The 19,032-nt window shown below is 45.4% G+C and carries 22 protein-coding genes and 5 tRNA genes; 22 read left to right on the top strand and 5 right to left on the bottom strand.

Features of this window, described 5'->3' with window-relative positions:
• The first annotated feature begins 205 nt into the window (after window positions 1-205).
• The 7 genes from R7Z47_RS10615 (at window position 206) to ruvX (ending at window position 5,375) form a co-directional block, all read left to right on the top strand.
• Complete coding sequence (locus tag R7Z47_RS10615; protein ID WP_005381026.1) at window positions 206-1,003, top strand: DUF2189 domain-containing protein; 798 nt, start codon at window positions 206-208, stop codon at window positions 1,001-1,003.
• A 67-nt stretch (window positions 1,004-1,070) separates the two neighbouring features.
• Window positions 1,071-1,568 (top strand): SprT family zinc-dependent metalloprotease, encoded by a 498-nt coding sequence (locus R7Z47_RS10610; protein WP_005381025.1) that lies wholly within the window; start codon window positions 1,071-1,073, stop codon window positions 1,566-1,568.
• A 150-nt stretch (window positions 1,569-1,718) separates the two neighbouring features.
• Complete coding sequence (gene endA, locus R7Z47_RS10605; RefSeq protein ID WP_005384533.1) at window positions 1,719-2,414, top strand: deoxyribonuclease I; 696 nt, start codon at window positions 1,719-1,721, stop codon at window positions 2,412-2,414.
• Window positions 2,415-2,527: 113 nt separating this feature from the next.
• Window positions 2,528-3,259 carry a 16S rRNA (uracil(1498)-N(3))-methyltransferase gene (gene rsmE, locus R7Z47_RS10600; RefSeq protein WP_154205024.1) on the top strand — a complete coding sequence of 244 codons (732 nt, stop codon included), beginning with the start codon at window positions 2,528-2,530 and terminating at the stop codon, window positions 3,257-3,259.
• Window positions 3,260-3,272: 13 nt separating this feature from the next.
• Complete coding sequence (gene gshB / locus R7Z47_RS10595; RefSeq protein ID WP_005381021.1) at window positions 3,273-4,223, top strand: glutathione synthase; 951 nt, start codon at window positions 3,273-3,275, stop codon at window positions 4,221-4,223.
• A 127-nt stretch (window positions 4,224-4,350) separates the two neighbouring features.
• The gene (locus R7Z47_RS10590; RefSeq protein ID WP_005381020.1) at window positions 4,351-4,914 is read left to right on the top strand and encodes a YqgE/AlgH family protein; all 564 of its coding nucleotides are present in this window, start codon (window positions 4,351-4,353) and stop codon (window positions 4,912-4,914) included.
• A gap of 35 nt (window positions 4,915-4,949) precedes the next feature.
• Complete coding sequence (ruvX, locus tag R7Z47_RS10585; RefSeq protein WP_005381017.1) at window positions 4,950-5,375, top strand: Holliday junction resolvase RuvX; 426 nt, start codon at window positions 4,950-4,952, stop codon at window positions 5,373-5,375.
• Window positions 5,376-5,437: 62 nt separating this feature from the next.
• Here the strand turns inward: ruvX and R7Z47_RS10580 are convergent, their stop codons facing one another.
• Both R7Z47_RS10580 and R7Z47_RS10575 read right to left on the bottom strand, forming a co-directional pair.
• Complete coding sequence (locus R7Z47_RS10580) at window positions 5,438-6,544, bottom strand: PilT/PilU family type 4a pilus ATPase (RefSeq protein ID WP_005381016.1); 1,107 nt, start codon at window positions 6,542-6,544, stop codon at window positions 5,438-5,440.
• A gap of 30 nt (window positions 6,545-6,574) precedes the next feature.
• On the bottom strand, window positions 6,575-7,615 hold the full coding sequence (locus tag R7Z47_RS10575) for a type IV pilus twitching motility protein PilT (protein WP_005381015.1): 1,041 nt from the start codon (window positions 7,613-7,615) through the stop codon (window positions 6,575-6,577).
• A 28-nt stretch (window positions 7,616-7,643) separates the two neighbouring features.
• Between R7Z47_RS10575 and R7Z47_RS10570 the strand changes: the two genes are divergently transcribed.
• The 7 genes from R7Z47_RS10570 to hemW all read left to right on the top strand — a co-directional run bounded on the left by R7Z47_RS10570 (window position 7,644) and on the right by hemW (window position 12,701).
• Window positions 7,644-8,345 carry a YggS family pyridoxal phosphate-dependent enzyme gene (locus R7Z47_RS10570; RefSeq protein WP_206958365.1) on the top strand — a complete coding sequence of 234 codons (702 nt, stop codon included), beginning with the start codon at window positions 7,644-7,646 and terminating at the stop codon, window positions 8,343-8,345.
• 159 nt (window positions 8,346-8,504) lie between these two features.
• Window positions 8,505-9,323, top strand: coding sequence for a pyrroline-5-carboxylate reductase (gene proC, locus R7Z47_RS10565; RefSeq protein ID WP_005381013.1), 819 nt, complete (start codon window positions 8,505-8,507; stop codon window positions 9,321-9,323).
• Window positions 9,324-9,375: 52 nt separating this feature from the next.
• Window positions 9,376-9,933, top strand: a complete 558-nt coding sequence (locus R7Z47_RS10560; protein WP_005381012.1) for a YggT family protein — start codon at window positions 9,376-9,378, stop codon at window positions 9,931-9,933.
• Complete coding sequence (gene yggU, locus R7Z47_RS10555) at window positions 9,933-10,223, top strand: DUF167 family protein YggU (RefSeq protein ID WP_005384515.1); 291 nt, start codon at window positions 9,933-9,935, stop codon at window positions 10,221-10,223. The genes R7Z47_RS10560 and yggU overlap by 1 nt, the downstream gene beginning before the upstream one ends.
• Before the next feature lie 128 nt (window positions 10,224-10,351).
• Window positions 10,352-10,783, top strand: coding sequence for a DUF4426 domain-containing protein (locus tag R7Z47_RS10550; RefSeq protein ID WP_005384513.1), 432 nt, complete (start codon window positions 10,352-10,354; stop codon window positions 10,781-10,783).
• A gap of 118 nt (window positions 10,784-10,901) precedes the next feature.
• Window positions 10,902-11,504 carry an XTP/dITP diphosphatase gene (locus R7Z47_RS10545; protein WP_005381009.1) on the top strand — a complete coding sequence of 201 codons (603 nt, stop codon included), beginning with the start codon at window positions 10,902-10,904 and terminating at the stop codon, window positions 11,502-11,504.
• Window positions 11,505-11,522: 18 nt separating this feature from the next.
• Window positions 11,523-12,701: a radical SAM family heme chaperone HemW gene (hemW, locus tag R7Z47_RS10540; protein WP_005384511.1), complete on the top strand. Its 1,179-nt coding sequence runs from the start codon at window positions 11,523-11,525 to the stop codon at window positions 12,699-12,701.
• Window positions 12,702-12,791: 90 nt separating this feature from the next.
• Here hemW and glsB read toward each other — a convergent pair whose 3' ends face one another.
• The 3 genes from glsB to trmB form a co-directional block, all read right to left on the bottom strand.
• A complete protein-coding gene (glsB, locus tag R7Z47_RS10535) occupies window positions 12,792-13,712 on the bottom strand; it encodes a glutaminase B (protein WP_005381007.1) in 921 nt (306 codons plus the stop codon).
• A gap of 98 nt (window positions 13,713-13,810) precedes the next feature.
• Window positions 13,811-14,839 (bottom strand): TRM11 family SAM-dependent methyltransferase, encoded by a 1,029-nt coding sequence (locus R7Z47_RS10530; RefSeq protein ID WP_136976889.1) that lies wholly within the window; start codon window positions 14,837-14,839, stop codon window positions 13,811-13,813.
• A 17-nt stretch (window positions 14,840-14,856) separates the two neighbouring features.
• Window positions 14,857-15,576 (bottom strand): tRNA (guanosine(46)-N7)-methyltransferase TrmB, encoded by a 720-nt coding sequence (gene trmB / locus R7Z47_RS10525; protein ID WP_005384506.1) that lies wholly within the window; start codon window positions 15,574-15,576, stop codon window positions 14,857-14,859.
• A gap of 203 nt (window positions 15,577-15,779) precedes the next feature.
• On the opposite strand from trmB, the gene mutY reads away from it, so the two are divergent.
• The 8 genes from mutY (at window position 15,780) to R7Z47_RS10485 (ending at window position 19,031) form a co-directional block, all read left to right on the top strand.
• Complete coding sequence (mutY, locus tag R7Z47_RS10520) at window positions 15,780-16,856, top strand: A/G-specific adenine glycosylase (protein WP_017635575.1); 1,077 nt, start codon at window positions 15,780-15,782, stop codon at window positions 16,854-16,856.
• 19 nt (window positions 16,857-16,875) lie between these two features.
• Window positions 16,876-17,148: an oxidative damage protection protein gene (locus R7Z47_RS10515; RefSeq protein ID WP_005381002.1), complete on the top strand. Its 273-nt coding sequence runs from the start codon at window positions 16,876-16,878 to the stop codon at window positions 17,146-17,148.
• Between the two features lie 77 nt (window positions 17,149-17,225).
• The gene (gene mltC / locus R7Z47_RS10510; RefSeq protein WP_136976888.1) at window positions 17,226-18,365 is read left to right on the top strand and encodes a membrane-bound lytic murein transglycosylase MltC; all 1,140 of its coding nucleotides are present in this window, start codon (window positions 17,226-17,228) and stop codon (window positions 18,363-18,365) included.
• Between the two features lie 100 nt (window positions 18,366-18,465).
• Window positions 18,466-18,541 (top strand) — tRNA-Phe (locus R7Z47_RS10505).
• A 66-nt stretch (window positions 18,542-18,607) separates the two neighbouring features.
• Window positions 18,608-18,683: transfer RNA gene (locus tag R7Z47_RS10500), tRNA-Thr, on the top strand.
• 7 nt (window positions 18,684-18,690) lie between these two features.
• Window positions 18,691-18,766, top strand: a tRNA-Phe gene (locus tag R7Z47_RS10495).
• Window positions 18,767-18,810: 44 nt separating this feature from the next.
• Window positions 18,811-18,886: transfer RNA gene (locus tag R7Z47_RS10490), tRNA-Asn, on the top strand.
• Window positions 18,887-18,958: 72 nt separating this feature from the next.
• Window positions 18,959-19,031, top strand: a tRNA-Thr gene (locus R7Z47_RS10485).
• Window position 19,032 lies beyond the last annotated feature (1 nt).

Genomic DNA, 19,032 nt, shown 5'->3' with positions numbered 1-19,032 from the left:
ATTCCAATTTAAATAGAGACGTCGGATGCTGGCGACTGTGGAAGCAACACTTAAGTAAAGACATGAGTTAAGCATCTTTATGGCCGATACCAAACTAAGCCAATGCTCAGATGTAAACTTGAAAAAGTCGCTTCAAGTTTGACTGAACAAAAACCGCTGTCAGTTGGTATAAGCGGATAATGTGGGAATAAATCAAGGAGGAGTTATGCCTCGAACTGTTAATCCATCGGACTTCCACAACAAGCGAAAGGAAGTGCCAGACAACGAATACGCCAGAACCATACCGTGCAATACGGTCAATCTTTCTGCACCTTTTCATTGGCTCGCATTAGGTCTGCATGATTTCGTGCGAATGCCGCTTATTAGTGCTTTCTATGGCATCTGTTTTATGGCAGCTGCGATAGGCATTGTTTTGCTTGTACAGTGGCAAGGCACACACTTAGTCGTCATGCCCAGTTTGATTGTTTACATGTTAATTGGTCCGTTTCTCGCGCTGGGTTTGTATGATGCCAGTTGGGAGAGAGAGCGCGGACACAAAGCAAGCTTGTTCCATTCAATGAAAGCGATCGGTCGTAACTCAACATCTCAATGGGCGTTCGCCGTGTTACTCGCAGTGTGTATGATATTTTGGATGCGCATTGCCGCTCTACTTCATGCACTCTACCCTTCTGTTCAAGGGGCACCTTTAAGTGAGTTCCTACCCTTCCTTGTCATCGGCTCTTTAGTTGGCTTTGTTTTGGCTTGTGTGGTGTTTAGCATTTCAGCCTTTTCTATTCCGCTCATGATGGAGCGTCGCGTAGACATGATGACCGCTGTGTTTACCAGCTTTAATGCCGTGAAATCCAACATTCCAGCAATGATTGTTTGGGCAGCGATCATCTGTGGCGGTATTCTTATCGGCTTTGCGACCTACGGGATCGGAATGTTGTTTACCATGCCAATTCTAGGCTACGGTACATGGCACGCTTACCATGCCACCATCAAGAAAAAACACACACCATAATTAACTGATGCTATGATCTGGCCCTCGCAATGCGGGGGCTTTTTTATTTGATTTATCGAGGTGAATTGTGGATATAGAACTCAGCTATAAAGCCAAGCAAGTGATGGCGGGATGTATCGCGATGGCGGAACAAGCTTTCAAACGTTCTTTCCCGATTCCAACAATCACCTTCGACGTCCGTGGGAAAGCGGCAGGAAAAGCCTACCTTCAATTAAATCAAGTACGCCTAAACCCTGTTTTATTTCGCGAAAACACCCAAGCATTCTTAGATGAAGTCATTCCTCATGAAGTAGCACACCTGATTACTTATCAGGTTTACGGGCGAGTTAGGCCTCACGGTAAAGAATGGAAAGGCGTCATGGAAGCCGTATTTAACGTACCAGCCAAAACCACTCACAGCTTTGAAGTAAAATCCGTTCAAGGTAAAACCTTTGAGTATCGTTGTGGTTGTATGACCTACCCTCTATCGATTCGCCGTCATAATAAAGTGCTGCGCAAAGAGGCGACGTACTCTTGTCAAAAATGCCGCCAACCACTTAACTTCACCGGCATTCAATTATCGTAGCCCTTACCTCATAGTGTTACTTGCGTTCCCAAAATAAAGATCGAGTTGATCAAAACCTTCCCTTCGCCACTTATTGTTAACTTACTCATCACTAAAGCTATTTTATGCGTGTTATCATGAATAAAGTCATACTTTATAAAGACTTTTATCATGAAATACTTACTCTCTCTGTTGCTTATCGCGCTTTCTAGCACTGCGATTGCCGCGCCACCGAGCTCATTCTCTGCAGCCAAACGTGAGGCGGTCAAAATTTATCAGGACCACCCAACAAGCTTCTACTGTGGCTGTAACATTCAATGGCAAGGCAAGAAAGGCTTACCCGATTTAGCCTCTTGCGGTTACCAAGTCCGTAAACAAGAAAAACGGGCTGCACGAATCGAATGGGAGCACATTGTTCCTGCGTGGCAATTTGGCCACCAGCGTCAATGCTGGCAAGATGGCGGACGTAAAAACTGTAAGAAAAAAGACAAAACTTTTCGTTTGATGGAAGCAGACTTGCACAACCTAACTCCTGCTATTGGTGAAGTAAACGGTGACCGTTCGAACTACAACTTCAGCCAATGGAACGGTATGGATGGCGTGAGTTATGGTCGCTGTGAGATGCAAGTGAACTTTAAGCAGCGTAAAGTCATGCCACCAGACCGTGCGCGTGGTTCAATTGCTCGTACCTATCTATACATGAGCAAAGAGTACGGTTTCAAACTGTCGAAGCAGCAAACGCAATTAATGAGTGCTTGGAACAAAACCTATCCTGCCGATAAATGGGAATGTGAGCGTGACGAGCGCATTGCAAAAGTACAGGGCAATCACAACCCATTTGTTCAAGAAGCCTGCCGCGCACTGTAACCTCCGACCTCGAAGCGTTTCAATTACTGATATTGAAACGCTTCTTGCCCCTTGTTTTTTCGGTGCAAAGCATCCATGTTAGGGTTTAAGTTTATTCTCTTGCTGGAAATCTCATGCGTACCCCTCGAATTTATCATCCAGAAACCATTCATCAACTTGGCTCACTTGCTTTAAGTGACGACGCAGCAGGCCATATCGGTCGTGTTTTGCGCATGAAAGAAGGCCAAGACGTTCTCCTTTTTGACGGCAGTGGCGCAGAGTTCCCAGCGGTTATCAGTGAAGTCAGCAAGAAATCAGTTTTGGTTAACATCACCGAGCGTGTAGAAAGCAGTATTGAATCCCCTTTAGATCTGCACCTTGGTCAAGTCATTTCACGTGGCGATAAGATGGAGTTCACCATCCAAAAGTCTGTTGAACTTGGCGTCAATACCATCACTCCTCTGATTTCTGAACGTTGTGGCGTCAAGCTTGACCAAAAGCGTTTTGAGAAAAAACTCGCGCAATGGCAGAAAATCGCCATCAGTGCCTGTGAGCAATGTGGGCGTAATGTCGTGCCCGAAATTCGTCCAATTATGAGTTTGGAAGAGTGGTGTCAAGAAGAGTACGATGGTTTAAAGCTTAACCTTCACCCTCGTGCTAAATACTCAATCAACACTTTGCCAACCCCGGTTGAAAAAGTGCGCCTACTGATCGGTCCTGAAGGCGGTTTATCGTCTGAAGAGATCGAGATGACTCGAGAATACCAATTTGAAGAAACGCTACTCGGCCCTCGCGTTCTGCGCACCGAAACAGCGGCTCTGACAGCAATTACAGCCTTACAAGTTCGTTTCGGCGATCTTGGTTAAACGGAGAAAAATAATGATCAAACTCGGTATCGTAATGGACCCAATCTCGTCCATTAACATCAAAAAAGACTCTAGCTTTGCCATGATGCTTGAAGCGCAACGACGCGGCTATGAAATCCACTACATGGAAATGAATGATCTGCATCTCGATCAAGGCGTTGCCATTGCAGATACTAAAGTGGTGGAACTAAAAGAAGATCCAAACGGTTGGTACGAGTTCAAATCAGAGCAAACTATCGAACTGTCTGAACTAGACGCGGTGCTAATGCGTAAAGATCCTCCGTTTGATACTGAATACATCTACGCGACTTACATCCTTGAGCGTGCAGAAGAACAAGGTGCACTGATCGTTAACAAGCCTCAAAGCTTACGTGATTGTAACGAAAAGCTGTTTACAGCATGGTTCCCAGAGCTGACACCTACAACTATCGTGACGCGAAAAGCAGAGAAAATTAAAGAATTTCGTGAAAAACATGGTGATGTCATCCTGAAACCGCTTGATGGTATGGGTGGCGCGTCCATCTTCCGTGTGAAAGAAAACGATCCAAACGTCTCTGTGATCATCGAGACATTGACTAACCACGGTCAAAACTACGCAATGGCACAAACCTTCGTGCCAGACATCAGCAACGGTGACAAACGTATCCTAGTGGTAGATGGCGAACCTATGCCTTACTGTCTAGCACGCATTCCTGCTAAAGGCGAAACGCGCGGCAACCTAGCCGCTGGTGGTACTGGTGAAGCTCGTCCGCTAAGCGAAACCGACCTCAAAATTGCGCAAACCGTTGCTCCGACACTGAAAGAAAAAGGCCTTATCTTTGTTGGCCTTGACGTAATTGGCGACAAGCTAACAGAAATCAACGTCACCAGCCCAACCTGTATTCGCGAAATTGAAGCAGCTTTTGATATCTCAATCACAGGCAAGCTGATGGATGCGATTGAGCGTCGAGTAAAAGGCGAATAACTCAAACTGTATTACAGTTAATAGAGAGCGTAGTACATTAACTTAAGCAAACTCATGCACATACCTAGATGTAAATTGTATGATGTTTGCTTAAGGGCATTTACGAGAGTTAAGGGTCAATATGAGTATGAATCTCACAAATCACTTTTTGGTTGCCATGCCTGGGATGAAAGATCCGTACTTTCAAAACAGCGTGATCTACGTTTGTGAGCACAACGAAGACGGCGCTATGGGGCTGATGATCAATGCTCCTGTTGATATCACCGTCGGCAACATGCTCAAGCAGGTGGAAGTTCAGCCAGTACACCCGCGCCTATTTGAAGCCAGTCTAGATAGACCAGTTTACAATGGCGGCCCAATCTCGGAAGATCGTGGCTTTATTTTGCATAAACCCAAAGATTACTACGAGTCCAGCGTCCAAATGACCGATGACCTCGCGGTAACCACTTCGCGTGATATTCTGTCGGTGTTAGGAACAGAAGCAGAACCAAGTGATTACTTAGTGGCACTTGGCTACTCCGGTTGGAGTGCAGGCCAATTAGAAAGTGAGCTGGTCGAAAACTCTTGGCTCACCATTGAAGCGACGCCTGAAATTATCTTTAATACACCAATCAACGAGCGTTGGAAGAAAGCGGTCGAAAAGCTGGGCATCGACCCAAGTCACCTTTCAGCAGACTCTGGACATGCTTAGTACAAATATACAGTTACATTAGATAGAGACACCTTATGTCACGCACAATTATGGCTTTTGACTTTGGAACCAAAAGCATTGGTAGCGCTATTGGCCAAGAAATTACTGGTACAGCTTCCCCATTAAAAGCCTTTAAAGCCAATGACGGTATTCCAAACTGGGACGATATCGAAAAGCAAATCAAAGAGTGGCAACCAGATTTGCTAGTGGTCGGTTTACCGACCGATCTGCATGGTAAAGACCTTGAGACCATAACCCCTCGTGCACGAAAATTTGCTAAGCGTCTGCAAGGCCGATACGGATTGCCTGTTGAACTGCATGATGAGCGTTTATCTACTGCAGAAGCTCGTGCGGAGTTGTTCAGCATGGGCGGCTATAAAGCCCTATCGAAAGGTAATGTTGACTGCCAGTCAGCAGTGGTGATTCTAGAAAGCTGGTTTGAAGCCCTTTGGGGTGAGTAAACACTTCAAGCACAATGAAAAAAGGTTGGCTCCTGCCAACCTTTTTTTGTTTCTGGATTGGATTAATCCATATCGATCTTAACGTTCGCCAAACTGCCCGTAGAGAATGCTTCACCACGCTGCGTTTTCAACATCAAGCGCAGATCATTTGCCGAGTCGGCACTATGTAGTGCATCCTCTTCGCTGATCTTACCTTGCATCACTAACTTATAGAGAGATTGATCGAACGTCAGCATACCAAACTCATTTGAGCGAGCCATGGTTGACTTCAACTCATGTAAATCTCCGCGACGAATCAAATCCGACACACGTGGGCTATTTAGCAAGATCTCAAATACACCATGACGTCCCTGCCCATTTTTATCTCGGATCAACTGCTGACCAACCACGCCTTTTAGGTTCATCGACAAATCGAACAAGAATTGTTCTTTTTGATCTTTCGGTACCAAGTGAAGAATGCGCTCTAAAGCTTGGTTGGCATTATTGGCGTGCAACGTTGCCATACACAGGTGACCCGTTTCGGCGAAGGTCATCGCGTATTCCATTGTTTCACGGCTACGGATCTCACCAATCAAAATCATATCTGGTGCTTGGCGCAGCGAGTTTTTAAGCGCAACTTCATAGCTTTCCGTATCTAACCCAACTTCGCGTTGAGTCACGATACAGCGCTTGTGTTCATGCACGAATTCGATCGGATCTTCGACCGTCAAAATGTGCCCGGTTTTATTGCTGTTTCGATAGCCTGTCATCGCCGCCATGGTGGTCGATTTACCCGATCCAGTAGCACCGACCACCAGCACCAAACCACGCTTAGCTATCGCCAAATCTTGCAACACTAACGGTAACTTTAACTGCTCAAAAGTAGGAATATTAGTTTCAATACGACGAATCACTGCGCCTGGTAACTCGCGTTGAAAAAAGGCACTCACACGGAAGCGACCACAATCTCTCACAATGGCAAAATTCGACTCGCGACTTTTACGAAATTCCTGACGCCGATCTGGTTCCATAGCGCTATCGAGTAATGCAGCCACATCACTCTCGGTGAGTTTTTCCCCTTGCGGACGCAATTCGCCATCCACACGAAATAGAATTGGCGCTCCAACCGTGATGTAAAGATCCGACGCTTTCAGCGCCAGCATGCCTTCGAGAAATTTATCTAGATCCATCTTCCGTATTCACCATTATCTGTATGAACGTTACGAGAATTGCTGCACTTCTAATCCGATCTTACTATCGACCTCTTCACGAGCAACCATGCCTTGAGCCATTAACTGACGAGCATTTTGCTCCATTGTTTGCATGCCGTGAGCCGCACCTGTTTGAATGATCGAATACATCTGCGCGACTTTGTCTTCGCGGATCAAATTACGAATCGCAGGCGTTGCCATCATAATTTCATGGCATGCAATACGGCCACCACCATTACGCTTCAGAAGCTTTTGCGCGATAACCGAACGAAGAGACTCAGATAGCATCGAGCGGACCATATCTTTATCACTACCAGGAAAAACATCGATAATACGGTCAATAGTTTTTGCCGCCGAGCTGGTATGCAACGTCCCGAAAACTAAGTGACCCGTTTCTGCCGCCGTTAAGGCAAGGCTGATGGTTTCTTTATCACGCATCTCACCGACTAGAATCACATCCGGGTCTTCGCGCAATGCACTACGCAAAGCATTTTGGAAACTATGGGTGTCACGGTGAACTTCACGCTGGTTGATCAAACATTTATTGTTGTTGTGAACAAATTCAATCGGATCTTCAATTGTGAGTACGTGCTTGTTGTGATTACGGTTAATGTAGTCAACAATGGCTGCTAAGGTCGTCGATTTACCTGAACCTGTTGGGCCAGTGACCAGAACTAAGCCTTTTTCAGCGTTCGCAATTTTTTTGAAGATCTCTGGCGCTTCTAGCTCTTCCAGAGTTGGAATGCTACTTGGAATGGTACGGAATACTGCCGCACAACCGCGAGATTGGTTGAAGGCGTTGACACGGAAACGGCCAACGTTATGCAACTCAAAAGAGAAATCGACTTCGAGTTTTTCTTCGAACTCACTGCGTTGGGCATCGTTCATGATTTCGAAAACCAAACGATGCACTTCTTGGTGTGTAAACGCTGGAATACCTAGTTTTCTCACATCCCCATCAATACGAACCATTGGTGGGACACCTGCAGAAAGATGTAGATCCGAGGCATTATGTTTTACACTAAAATCCAGTAACTCAGTGATATCCATTTAAAATCCTTAAGTCTAAAGTACAGCTATGAGTAGTATTCAACAAAATATTGAACATATCACCTCTCAAATTCGATATGACGAGCAAAAATGTGGTCGAACTCCAGAGTCAGTGCAACTTCTAGCGGTAAGCAAAACTAAACCTGTCGAGGCAATTCTCGAAGCCTACCAAGCGGGACAAACCTCCTTTGGTGAAAACTACGTCCAAGAGGGCGTCAGTAAAGTTCAGCACTTTGCCGAGCATTATCCAGATAATCGAATCGAATGGCACTTCATTGGCCCGATTCAGTCGAATAAATCGCGACTTGTTGCCGAACATTTCGATTGGGTTCACACCATCGATCGAACCAAGATTGCTCAACGCCTGAATGATCAGCGTCCAAGCGAACTTAAACCGCTACAAGTTCTGATTCAGGTTAACACCAGTGGTGAGGCATCTAAGTCTGGTGTCACTGAAGCGGAAGTATTCGAGCTGGCGGAGTTGATTTCTCGCCTACCCAACCTCACTTTAAGAGGGTTGATGTCGATTCCTGCCAACGTGTCTGACTACGAATCACAACTCCATGAATTTCAGAAGTTGGCTACGTTGAAGCAAACACTCGAAGCACAGTTCCCAGAAATCGATACATTATCAATGGGAATGAGTGGTGATATGACCGCTGCAATCGAAGCTGGTAGTACAATGGTTCGTATTGGAACCGCTATTTTCGGCGCACGAGACTACAGCTAAATCAACAAAACGCTCACTCGCGACATAAGTTATGTCGCCAATCGTTAGAGCGTAAATGCGCAATCATCTTACTCGCCAATAGGAGCAGTAAGTAACAGCGGCGCCATTATACACCTGAGCGCACAACAAATTCTAAATATCATGATGGAAATCAGACAAATGGAACATAAAAAAATCGCCTTCATTGGTGCTGGCAACATGGTGAGAGCCATTGTTTCCGGCTTGGTTGCTAACGGATACCCAGCGCAAAACATTACCGCGACGGCTCCTTCAGAGGCTCGTCGCCTTCTGCTAGAACAAGATTTTGGCATCCGTACCACCAGCGATAACATCCAAGCTGCGACCGAGGCGGATGTGGTGGTATTGTCTGTAAAACCGCAAATGATGGCTGATGTCTGTAAACCACTGCAATCGATCGATTTCACTAATAAACTGGTGATTTCTATTGCCGCAGGCATCAACTGTTCACGATTGGATGATATGCTAGCCACCAAATTGAACTTGGTTCGTGTTATGCCAAATACGCCATCACAACTTGGGTTGGGTATGAGTGGGTTATTCGCACCAACTCATGTAACCGAGCACGACAAAGCTTTTGCCGCAGAGTTAATGGAAGCGGTCGGTAAAGTATGCTGGGTTGAGCAAGAGTCTGGCATCAATAATGTGATTGCCGCAGCGGGCAGTGCTCCAGCATACTTCTTCCTGTTTATGGAAGCGATGCAAGCAGAAGCGATTGCGCAAGGCTTTGATAAAGAGACCGCTCGACTATTGGTTCAGCAAGCTGCACTGGGCGCGGCCAGTATGGTGGTTAGCAACCCAGAAACTGAGCTATCGACCCTGCGTGAGAACGTAACATCGAAAGGTGGGACAACGGCAGAAGCACTGCGTACATTCAACGAACATCAACTTTCAGATATTGTCGCTAAAGCCATGCAAGCTGCTGTGGCTCGCGCGGAAGAAATGGAAAAACTGTTTTAATTATTTGGATGAACTCCGTTTAGTATCATCCATCACTTGTTAAGGGTACCTTATGAATTCAATGAGTTTTCTCATCTCAACCCTATTTGACCTGTACATCATGGTCGTAATTTTGCGAATTTGGTTGCAAGCTGCGCGCGCAGACTTCTACAACCCATTCTCGCAATTTATAGTAAAAGCGACTCAGCCGGTCATTGGTCCACTGCGCCGCGTTATCCCTTCCGTGGGGAATATTGACCTAGCAACCGTGTTGTTTGCCTACGTGTTGTGTGTGCTTAAATTTGTCGTGCTTATCCTAATAGCTTCGAACGGTTCCGTCTCTTTCAGCGCTGACTTCTTATTCTTGGGCTTACTATCATTAATCAAAGCCGCTGGTGGCCTATTGTTCTGGGTACTATTGATCCGTGCAATTTTGAGCTGGGTAAGCCAAGGCCGCAGCCCTATCGAGTACGTATTCCATCAACTGACCGAGCCAATGTGCGCTCCAATCCGTCGTATTCTTCCGGCTATTGGTGGTCTTGATTTAAGCGTACTGGTGTTATTTATCGGCTTGCAGTTCGCGAACTTCTTAATGGGCGATATCATTGGTCCAATTTGGTTCCAGCTATAATGTCAGCTGCAGTTTGGCAAGATGGTGAGGACATCATCCTGAAGCTCTATATTCAACCTAAAGCTAGCCGCGATAAAATCGTTGGCTTGCATGGTGAAGAGCTAAAAATCGCCATTACTGCTCCACCTGTCGATGGCAAAGCTAATGCACACCTAACTAAGTTCTTAGCCAAGCAGTTTAAAATCGCTAAGGGCTTGGTTCACATAGAAAAAGGTGAATTAGGACGGCACAAACAAGTTCGGATAGAATCGCCTACCCAGATACCGACAGAAATTAAAGCCATCTTATGATGGCTTTTTATTTACGATTTTGTACCACACTTACTAATACCAACGACTGAGTACGCATTTTTTACCCCCTGACCAAGGTAAAATTGCAGCTATGGTTGTTTTATAACAAGTGCTTTGAGGAAGTAACAATGAGCAAATGGATTACCGCATTACTGATTAGCCTGTTGTCGTTACCAAGCTTCGCCGATCAGTTTAAAAATATGAAAGATATCGAAGTACACTATGTCGCGTTTAACTCAACATTCCTAACACCCAAAGTCGCACGTAGCTACGATATCAAACGTAATGGATACCTCGCTGTGGTTAATATTAGCGTGTTAGATAGAGCTTCATTGGGTAAGCCAGCATTAGAAGCAAAAATTGCTGGACGCGCGAAGAACCTTATCGGCCAAACTCAGACCTTGACCTTTCGTGAAGTCAAAGAAGGCAATGCGATATACTACTTAGCCGAACTGTCAATTACCCACGAAGAAACTTTTACTTTCGATATTGACGTAAAAGCTGGAAACAAAGGCTCAGGTAAGCTTAAATTCACCCAGAAGTTTTATGTTGAAGAGTAATTGGGTTGTGATGTTCCAAAAGCTTTTGGATCTAAGCAGGCTAAAAACCATTTATTAGTTAAAGAATATCTAGAGGAGAACGATTTGTTCTCCTCTATCACTATTAAAAGAGATTCCCATGAAAAAAATTGTGCTAGCAACTGGTAACCAAGGCAAAGTTCGTGAAATGGCAGATTTATTGTCTGACTTCGGCTTTGAAGTATTAGCGCAAAGTGAATTCAATGTATCGGAAGTAGCTGAAACGGGTACAACTTTCATTGAAAACGCAATCATTAAAGCTCGCCATGCCGCACAAGAAACAGGGCTTCCTGCCATTGCAGACGACTCTGGATTAGAAGTCGATTTCTTAAAAGGCGCTCCGGGCATTTACTCTGCACGTTACGCAGGCGAGAGCGCATCTGATCAAGAGAATCTAGAAAAATTGCTAGCGGCAATGGAAGGCGTACCAGAAGCAGAGCGTACAGCACGTTTCCACTGCGTATTAGTCCTCATGCGTCACGAGAACGACCCAACGCCTATCGTCTGTCACGGTAAATGGGAAGGCCGAATTCTAACTGAAGCACACGGTGAAAATGGCTTTGGCTACGACCCTATCTTCTTTGTTCCTGAAGACAACTGTGCGTCAGCCGAACTTGAACCTGCACGTAAGAAACAACTGTCTCACCGCGGTAAAGCGCTCAAGTCGTTGTTTGCTCAACTGTCTGAGCAAGTGTCTCAGTAATCACGAGCGAATTAGACCATGTTAACGCCCCCAGCACTCAGCTTGTATGTACACATCCCTTGGTGTGTGCAAAAGTGCCCGTATTGCGACTTTAACTCTCACGCACTCAAAACCGAGATTCCAGAAGAAGAGTACATCAGTGCCCTTTTAGAAGATTTGGATACCGACATTGAGAAATACCGACTTAACGAAGCGCCACGTCCACTGCATTCAATCTTCATTGGTGGTGGTACGCCGAGTTTGATTTCGGCAGAAGGCATCGAGCGTCTACTTAAGGGCATTGAAGCGCGTATTCCGTTCAAGCCTGAAATCGAAATCACCATGGAAGCGAATCCAGGCACCATCGAAGCAGAGCGTTTTGTTGGCTACCGCAAAGCTGGTGTAACGCGTATCTCTATCGGCGTACAAAGCTTTGAGCAGCAGAAGCTTGAGCGTTTGGGGCGCATTCACGGCCAAGACGAAGCCGTCAATGCTGCTAAGCTGGCGCACCAAATCGGTTTGAACAGCTTTAACCTCGATCTCATGCACGGCTTACCTGATCAAAGCATCGAACAAGCCTTGGCAGATTTGGACAAAGCGATTGAGTTGGCACCGCCGCACTTGTCTTGGTATCAGCTGACCATCGAACCAAACACCATGTTCTACTACAAGCCACCAACGCTACCTGACGATGATGATTTGTGGGATATTTTCGAGCTCGGACACCAAAAACTTGCAGCCGCGGGTTATGTGCAATATGAAATCTCCGGTTACAGTAAGCCGGGCTATCAGTGTCAGCACAACCTCAACTACTGGCGCTTTGGTGATTACCTTGGTATCGGTTGTGGCTCTCATGGCAAACTCAGTTTTACCGACGGACGTATTATTCGAACGACAAAGGTAAAACACCCGCGAGGCTATTTAGCGGCTTATCAAAATATGGTCAAACCTTATCTGCATACGGAACATGTCGTCGCGGATGAAGATCGTCCATTCGAGTTCTTTATGAACCGATTCCGCTTAATTGAAGCCTGTCCGAAGCAAGATTACGTGGACACCACGGGCTTACCGCTTAGTACGATTCAAGAAACCATCAACTGGGCGATAGAAATGGGCTACCTGAGTGAAACGCCTACCCACTGGCAAATTACTGAAAAAGGGAAGCTCTTCCTTAATGATTTGCTCGAAGCCTTTATGGCCGAAGAAAGCGAAGAGTAACGCAACCCAAAAACAAAAAAAGCCTCTCAATTGAGAGGCTTTTTATTTAGAAACTGTGCCGTCCTAAATAAGGTTGACACATTTCTAACATTAGAAAATTGAACGGCCAATTCGCTCTGAGAGCAGCTCAAGCGCCTTAGTACCCGCAAGCGAGTTACCTGAAGGATCAAGCTCTGGAGACCATACTGAAATGGTCATTTCACCAGGTACTACCGCGATAATGCCACCACCAACACCAGACTTACCAGGCATACCAACGCGATAAGCAAACTCGCCCGCGCCATCATACAAGCCACACGTTGCTAACAGTGCATTAAGTTGTTTGGTTTGCACAGGAGAAACTACAGGCTTACCCGTTTGTACCGATGTGCCCTTGTTTGCTAAATAGCTAAACGTTTTAGCCAAATCGACGCAACTCATCTTCAGCGCACAAGCGTGGAAGTAGTTTTGTAGTACTGGAATCACTTCATTTTCGAAGTTGCCAAACGAACGCATGAGATATGCAATCGCCGCATTACGATCACCATGCATCATTTCGGATGCCGCAACGACTTTGTCATACACAATATGGGTATCACCAGAAAGCTGACGCACAAATTCCAACAGGCGCTGACGAGGTGCAGATAAGCGAGTTTGTAACAAATCTGCCACTACTATCGCTCCAGCATTTATAAATGGATTACGAGGAATACCTTGCTCCATTTCTAGCTGGATTAGCGAATTAAATGCCTGCCCCGAAGGCTCTTTTCCCACTCGAGACCAAATTTCTTCTTGCTTGTACAAGCACATCGCTAACGTCAAGCTCAATGCTTTTGAAATAGATTGGATAGAGAAAGGTTCATCGGCATCACCCGCCTTAATAACCTCACCTTCGTTGGTGTATACCGCAATACCTAACTTGTTGCTGGGTACTTTTGCCAGAGCAGGAATGTAATCAGCCACTTTACCTTGGCCGATTAAAGGGCGTACTTCCGCCAAAATATCTGTCAAAATTTCCACTGTCGGTTTCATTCTCTACCTTCTATTTACAAGAGAACTCGTTGAGCTCAGAGGTAAAAAAAGCCAACGTGTCGTTGGCTTTTCCATAGGGTTCGTTCGACTCAAGTCGATTATGGTTTTACTGCCACAATAATATTGCGGTTGATAGATTGATCAACACGGTGAAGATAACCGATGTAAGGCTCTTCTGAAAGTACCTTCCAACCTTGCTCTTCAAATAATGCCGCGACATCTTTCCATTTCAATGTGAATTCATTGAAAGACAACACCACTGAACCTTGCTTTTTCAATACCACTTTCCATGCAGGCAGAGCCTCGTTTAAAAGCTCTAGTGGACTGCGGTTCAGTTTGCTGTCCTTAGCATTTTTGCTGCCGTGTTGCACGCCATAAGGCAGATCAGACACCATCACATCAACTGAGTTCTTTTTCACGACTTGATCAGCGATACGAGTATCAGCCGAATACAGCTTCATAAACTGAAGATTGCCTTGGTTGTAATCTTCTTTATTTGCTGCAGCTTCAACCACGAAACCATCCGCCACTTTCTTGCCACCCGCAGTGCGCTTTTCTTTGCTCACTTTGTGCTTAAAGCGGCCATTCTTCATGAACTTAACAATAAAGGTCTGGATCTCTTGCACCCACTTGGCGTTGATCTCAACCCCTACCACGTTCAAACCGTGGATCAAGCCTTCAAATAAGGTTGTACCTTTACCACACATTGGATCCATTAAGGTCAGTTGTTCACTTCCCGTATTGGACGCACTAATGCCGATATTCACCATCAAACGGGTAAACTGCTCGTTTGTTTTCCCGGTGTAGCGCAAAATCTGGCTCATACTTTCCGGGAAAGTGTTAAATACGGGCGATTGAACTGGTCGAAGTAAACCATCTTCGCGCACTTCAAATAGCGCATAGTAAATCGAAGAGGCTGCGATTCTTCGCGCCTGCTCATCGGTTAGCGCTTCCTGACAAGAAAACACCAACGCAGCAGGTAAGCCAACGTCTTTACTACCAATTTCTGTCACATCCACGCCTTGTGAAGCTAAAATTGCTTTTAGCTCAGAACAGGCAATGGTCATTGCGCTATCAAAGTAAATTCGGTTATGACCCGGATTCGCTAATATCGCGTAATGGTACATCCCATGAACTCCTCTGGTTACGCAATACGCTTATATTTGATATCCCAAACACCGTGACCAAGACGGTGACCACGAGCTTCAAACTTCGTTAGCGGGCGATCGTCTGGACGAGGAACGAAATCACCATCTTTAGCAATGTTTTCGAAACCTGGCGCTTGGTTCATCACTTCAATCATGTGCTCTGCGTAGTTTTCCCAGTCGGTCGCCATGTGGAAAATACCTTCATTAGGGATAAGCTTCTCACGCACCATTTCCGCAAAACCTAATTGAACAATACGACGCTTGTGGTGACGCTTCTTATGCCAAGGGTCTGGGAAGAACAATTGCAGTGTCGATAAGCTGCCATTTGGGATCATGTGTTCGAATACTTCTACCGCATCGTGACACATTACACGCAGGTTAGTAATTCCCGCTTCGCGAGCATCGGCAAGACAAGCACCAACGCCTGGGCTATGAACTTCGATACCGATGAAGTTTTTCTCTGGCGCGTTCTTTGCCATTTCAACCAATGAAGCACCCATACCAAAACCGATCTCAAGCACTACTGGGTTATCGTTGCCAAACACCTCTTTCCAATCGAGAAGTTCAGCTTTGAAGTCAATACCCATCGTAGGCCAGCATTCATTCATCGCGCTCTCTTGACCTTTAGTCAAACGCCCTTCACGGCGTACAAAGCTGCGGATTTTGCGGATCAGCTTTCCGTCTTCGTTGTATTCGTTAGTGGTTACTTCACTCATTGATTTTGCCTGCACATTGATTAATCAAAGCGGGGATTATCCAAAGAATTTACTTAGGTGCAAGTATTTGTTGAGCTCTTGGTCTATGGCAACCCAAAAGCAACGAAACACCTCTTTATATCCCTACTGTTTATCCGTTGTACTTCTTGCCCATTATGTGGTGCAATTTTGCACCTAACCAATAATAGAATACAGAGCAAGTCGTGACACCTTTCGCCAGTGCCATCCTAGAATGGTATGACGCATATGGAAGAAAAGATCTTCCGTGGCAACAAAATAAGACCGCATACAGTGTCTGGTTGTCTGAAATTATGCTTCAGCAAACTCAGGTCACTACGGTTATTCCGTATTACCAACGTTTCTTGGAGCGCTTTCCAACCGTAATCGATCTTGCCAATGCTGAGCAAGATGAAGTCCTACACCTTTGGACTGGCTTAGGGTATTACGCCCGAGCCCGTAACCTTCACAAAGCAGCACAAGAGGTCGCCTCTACATACAATGGTGAGTTTCCTCTTGATATAGAGAAAATGAACGCCCTACCGGGGATTGGTCGCTCTACTGCTGCCGCCATTTTATCGTCTGTGTATAAACAACCACACGCGATTCTTGATGGTAACGTGAAGCGCACCCTATCCCGCTGTTTCGCAGTTGCAGGATGGCCAGGACAAAAAAAGGTTGAAAACCAGCTGTGGGAAATTGCCGAAACGCATACCCCACAAACGGATGTAGATAAGTATAACCAGGCAATGATGGACATGGGCGCAATGGTCTGCACTCGCAGCAAACCCAAATGTAGCCTCTGCCCTGTTGCTGACCTGTGTGTGGCAAAACAACAAGGTAATGTGCTCGACTACCCGGGCAAAAAACCGAAGAAAGATAAACCAATCAAGCAAACTCGTTTCGTGATGCTTCACCACAACACCGAAAATGGTCATGAGGTGTGGTTGGAGCAAAGACCACAAACAGGCATTTGGGGTGGCTTATTCTGCTTCCCACAAACCGAACATGTGGATGCAGAAAGCGACATTGAATTGCTACTGGATCAACGCGGCATTCAAGCCAGCAATATCAAACAGAAGCAAACACTGATTACCTTTCGTCATACATTCAGCCATTACCACCTAGATATCACGCCAATTTTGATTGATTTATCAAAGCAACCGGACGTGATAATGGAAGGCAACAAAGGTCTTTGGTATAACTTATCTAAACCTGAAGAAGTCGGTTTAGCCGCGCCAGTAAAACTATTGCTGGAAACGCTACCCCACGAACTTCGTTAATTGAATACAAGGAGTCATTATGAGCCGCACTGTATTTTGTGCTCGACTAAAGAAAGAAGGCGAAGGTCTAGACTTTCAACTTTACCCTGGTGAACTAGGTAAACGCATTTTCGACAACATCTCGAAAGAAGCGTGGGCTCAGTGGCAACACAAACAAACCATGTTGATCAACGAGAAGAAACTCAACATGATGGATCCAGAACACCGCAAATTGATCGAAACAGAAATGGTAAATTTCCTCTTTGAAGGAAAAGACGTTCATATCGAAGGTTACACACCGCCGAGCGAATAAAGTCGCTTGAGTTAAACAATGACATCACAACCATTTGTGGTGTCATTTTTCTATTACCTTCAATAACTCTGATACTTATGAAAAAAATTGTCTTTATCGCTGCCGCACTTTTAATGGCAGGCTGTAGCCGTGAATTCGTCGAAAAGATTTATGACGTCAACTACGAGCCAACAAACCGTTTTGCCAATAACTTAGCTGAGCTACCAGGACAATTTGAAAAAGATACTGCGGCGCTAGATGCCTTAATCAATAGCTTTTCAGGCAATATTCAAAAGCGCTGGGGTAAAAAAGAAATCAAGTACGCTGGCAAAAGTAATTACGTTAAGTACATCGATAACTACCTTAGCCGCGCCGAGGTCGACTTTCGCAAAGGCGTGATCACGATAGAGACCGTATCACCGACCGAGCCCCAAAAACACCTAAAAGACGCGATTGTCACCACCTTATTAACACCAGACGATCCCGCTCATGTCGACTTATTCTCCTCTAAAGGTATCAGGTTAGAGGGGCAACCATTCCTGTATAAACAAGTTGTCGACCAAGACAATAAGCCAATTCAATGGTCTTGGCGGGCAAACCGATTTGCGGAATACCTCATCGCAAATAAAATAAAAACCAAAAATGTAGATTTCAAGAAAGCGTATTATGTCGAAATTCCCATGGTTGAAGACCACTTTTCAACACGCAGCTACCAATACGCCGATATCGTTCGTCGAGCTTCCAAGAAATACGACATTCCAGAAGACTTGATATACGCCATTATTAAAACCGAGAGCAGTTTCAACCCATACGCGGTAAGTTGGGCAAATGCATATGGCCTAATGCAAGTTGTACCTAAAACAGCGGGACGAGATGTGTTCAAACTCGTGAAAAAGCGCTCGGGCCAACCAAGCCCTGAATATTTGTTTAATCCAGAAAACAACATAGATACTGGTACTGCGTATTTCTATATCTTAAAAAATCGTTATTTAAGAGAAGTCCGCCACCCTACCTCTCTCGAGTACAGCATGATTTCAGCTTACAATGGCGGTACTGGAGGAGTTTTAAACACATTTCATCGCAGTGATCGCAAACGCGCAATGCAAGATCTTAATTCATTGCAACCCAACCAAGTTTATTGGGCGTTAACCAAGAAACACCCGAACGCAGAAGCGCGTCGCTACCTAGAAAAAGTTACAAATTTCAAAAAGGAATTTAACTCGAAGCAAACTTTGTAGTGACAGTTGAATAAAAAGCGTTCGAACAACCACTTTTTTGAAATTATTTAAAAAAAGTGGTTGACGCAACGCGGGAAAATCCGTTTAATAGCGCTCCGTTGCCCGGATAGCTCAGTCGGTAGAGCAGAGGATTGAAAATCCTCGTGTCGGTGGTTCGATTCCGCCTCCGGGCACCACAATTTGATTTGTTGGTGTCTTAACGAAATGTTATAACACGGACAAAAGCACAAAGAATAAAGTGTGCCGACTTAGCTCAGTAGGTAGAGCAACTGACTTGTAATCAGTAGGTCACCAGTTCGATTCCGGTAGTCGGCACCATTCTTTTGCCTCGATAGCTCAGTCGGTAGAGCAGAGGATTGAAAATCCTCGTGTCGGTGGTTCGATTCCGCCTCGAGGCACCATACTTGGTGCGTTTGCTTCATAAGCAAGACACAAAAAGAATAGTTCCTCCTTAGCTCAGTTGGTAGAGCGACGGACTGTTAATCCGCAGGTCGCTGGTTCGAGCCCAGCAGGAGGAGCCAATTTCTAGAATCTTACTTAAGTGAGATTTTAAAAACTGAAGAGATAATCTCTTCTAAAAAAGAATACAGTGTGCCGACTTAGCTCAGTAGGTAGAGCAACTGACTTGTAATCAGTAGGTCACCAGTTCGATTCCGGTAGTCGGCAC

The sequence above is a fragment of the Vibrio sp. 1641 genome (genome assembly GCF_033339995.1).
Classification (GTDB): Bacteria; Pseudomonadota; Gammaproteobacteria; order Enterobacterales; family Vibrionaceae; genus Vibrio; species Vibrio alginolyticus.
This window is presented reverse-complemented; position numbering and strand designations above follow the sequence as displayed.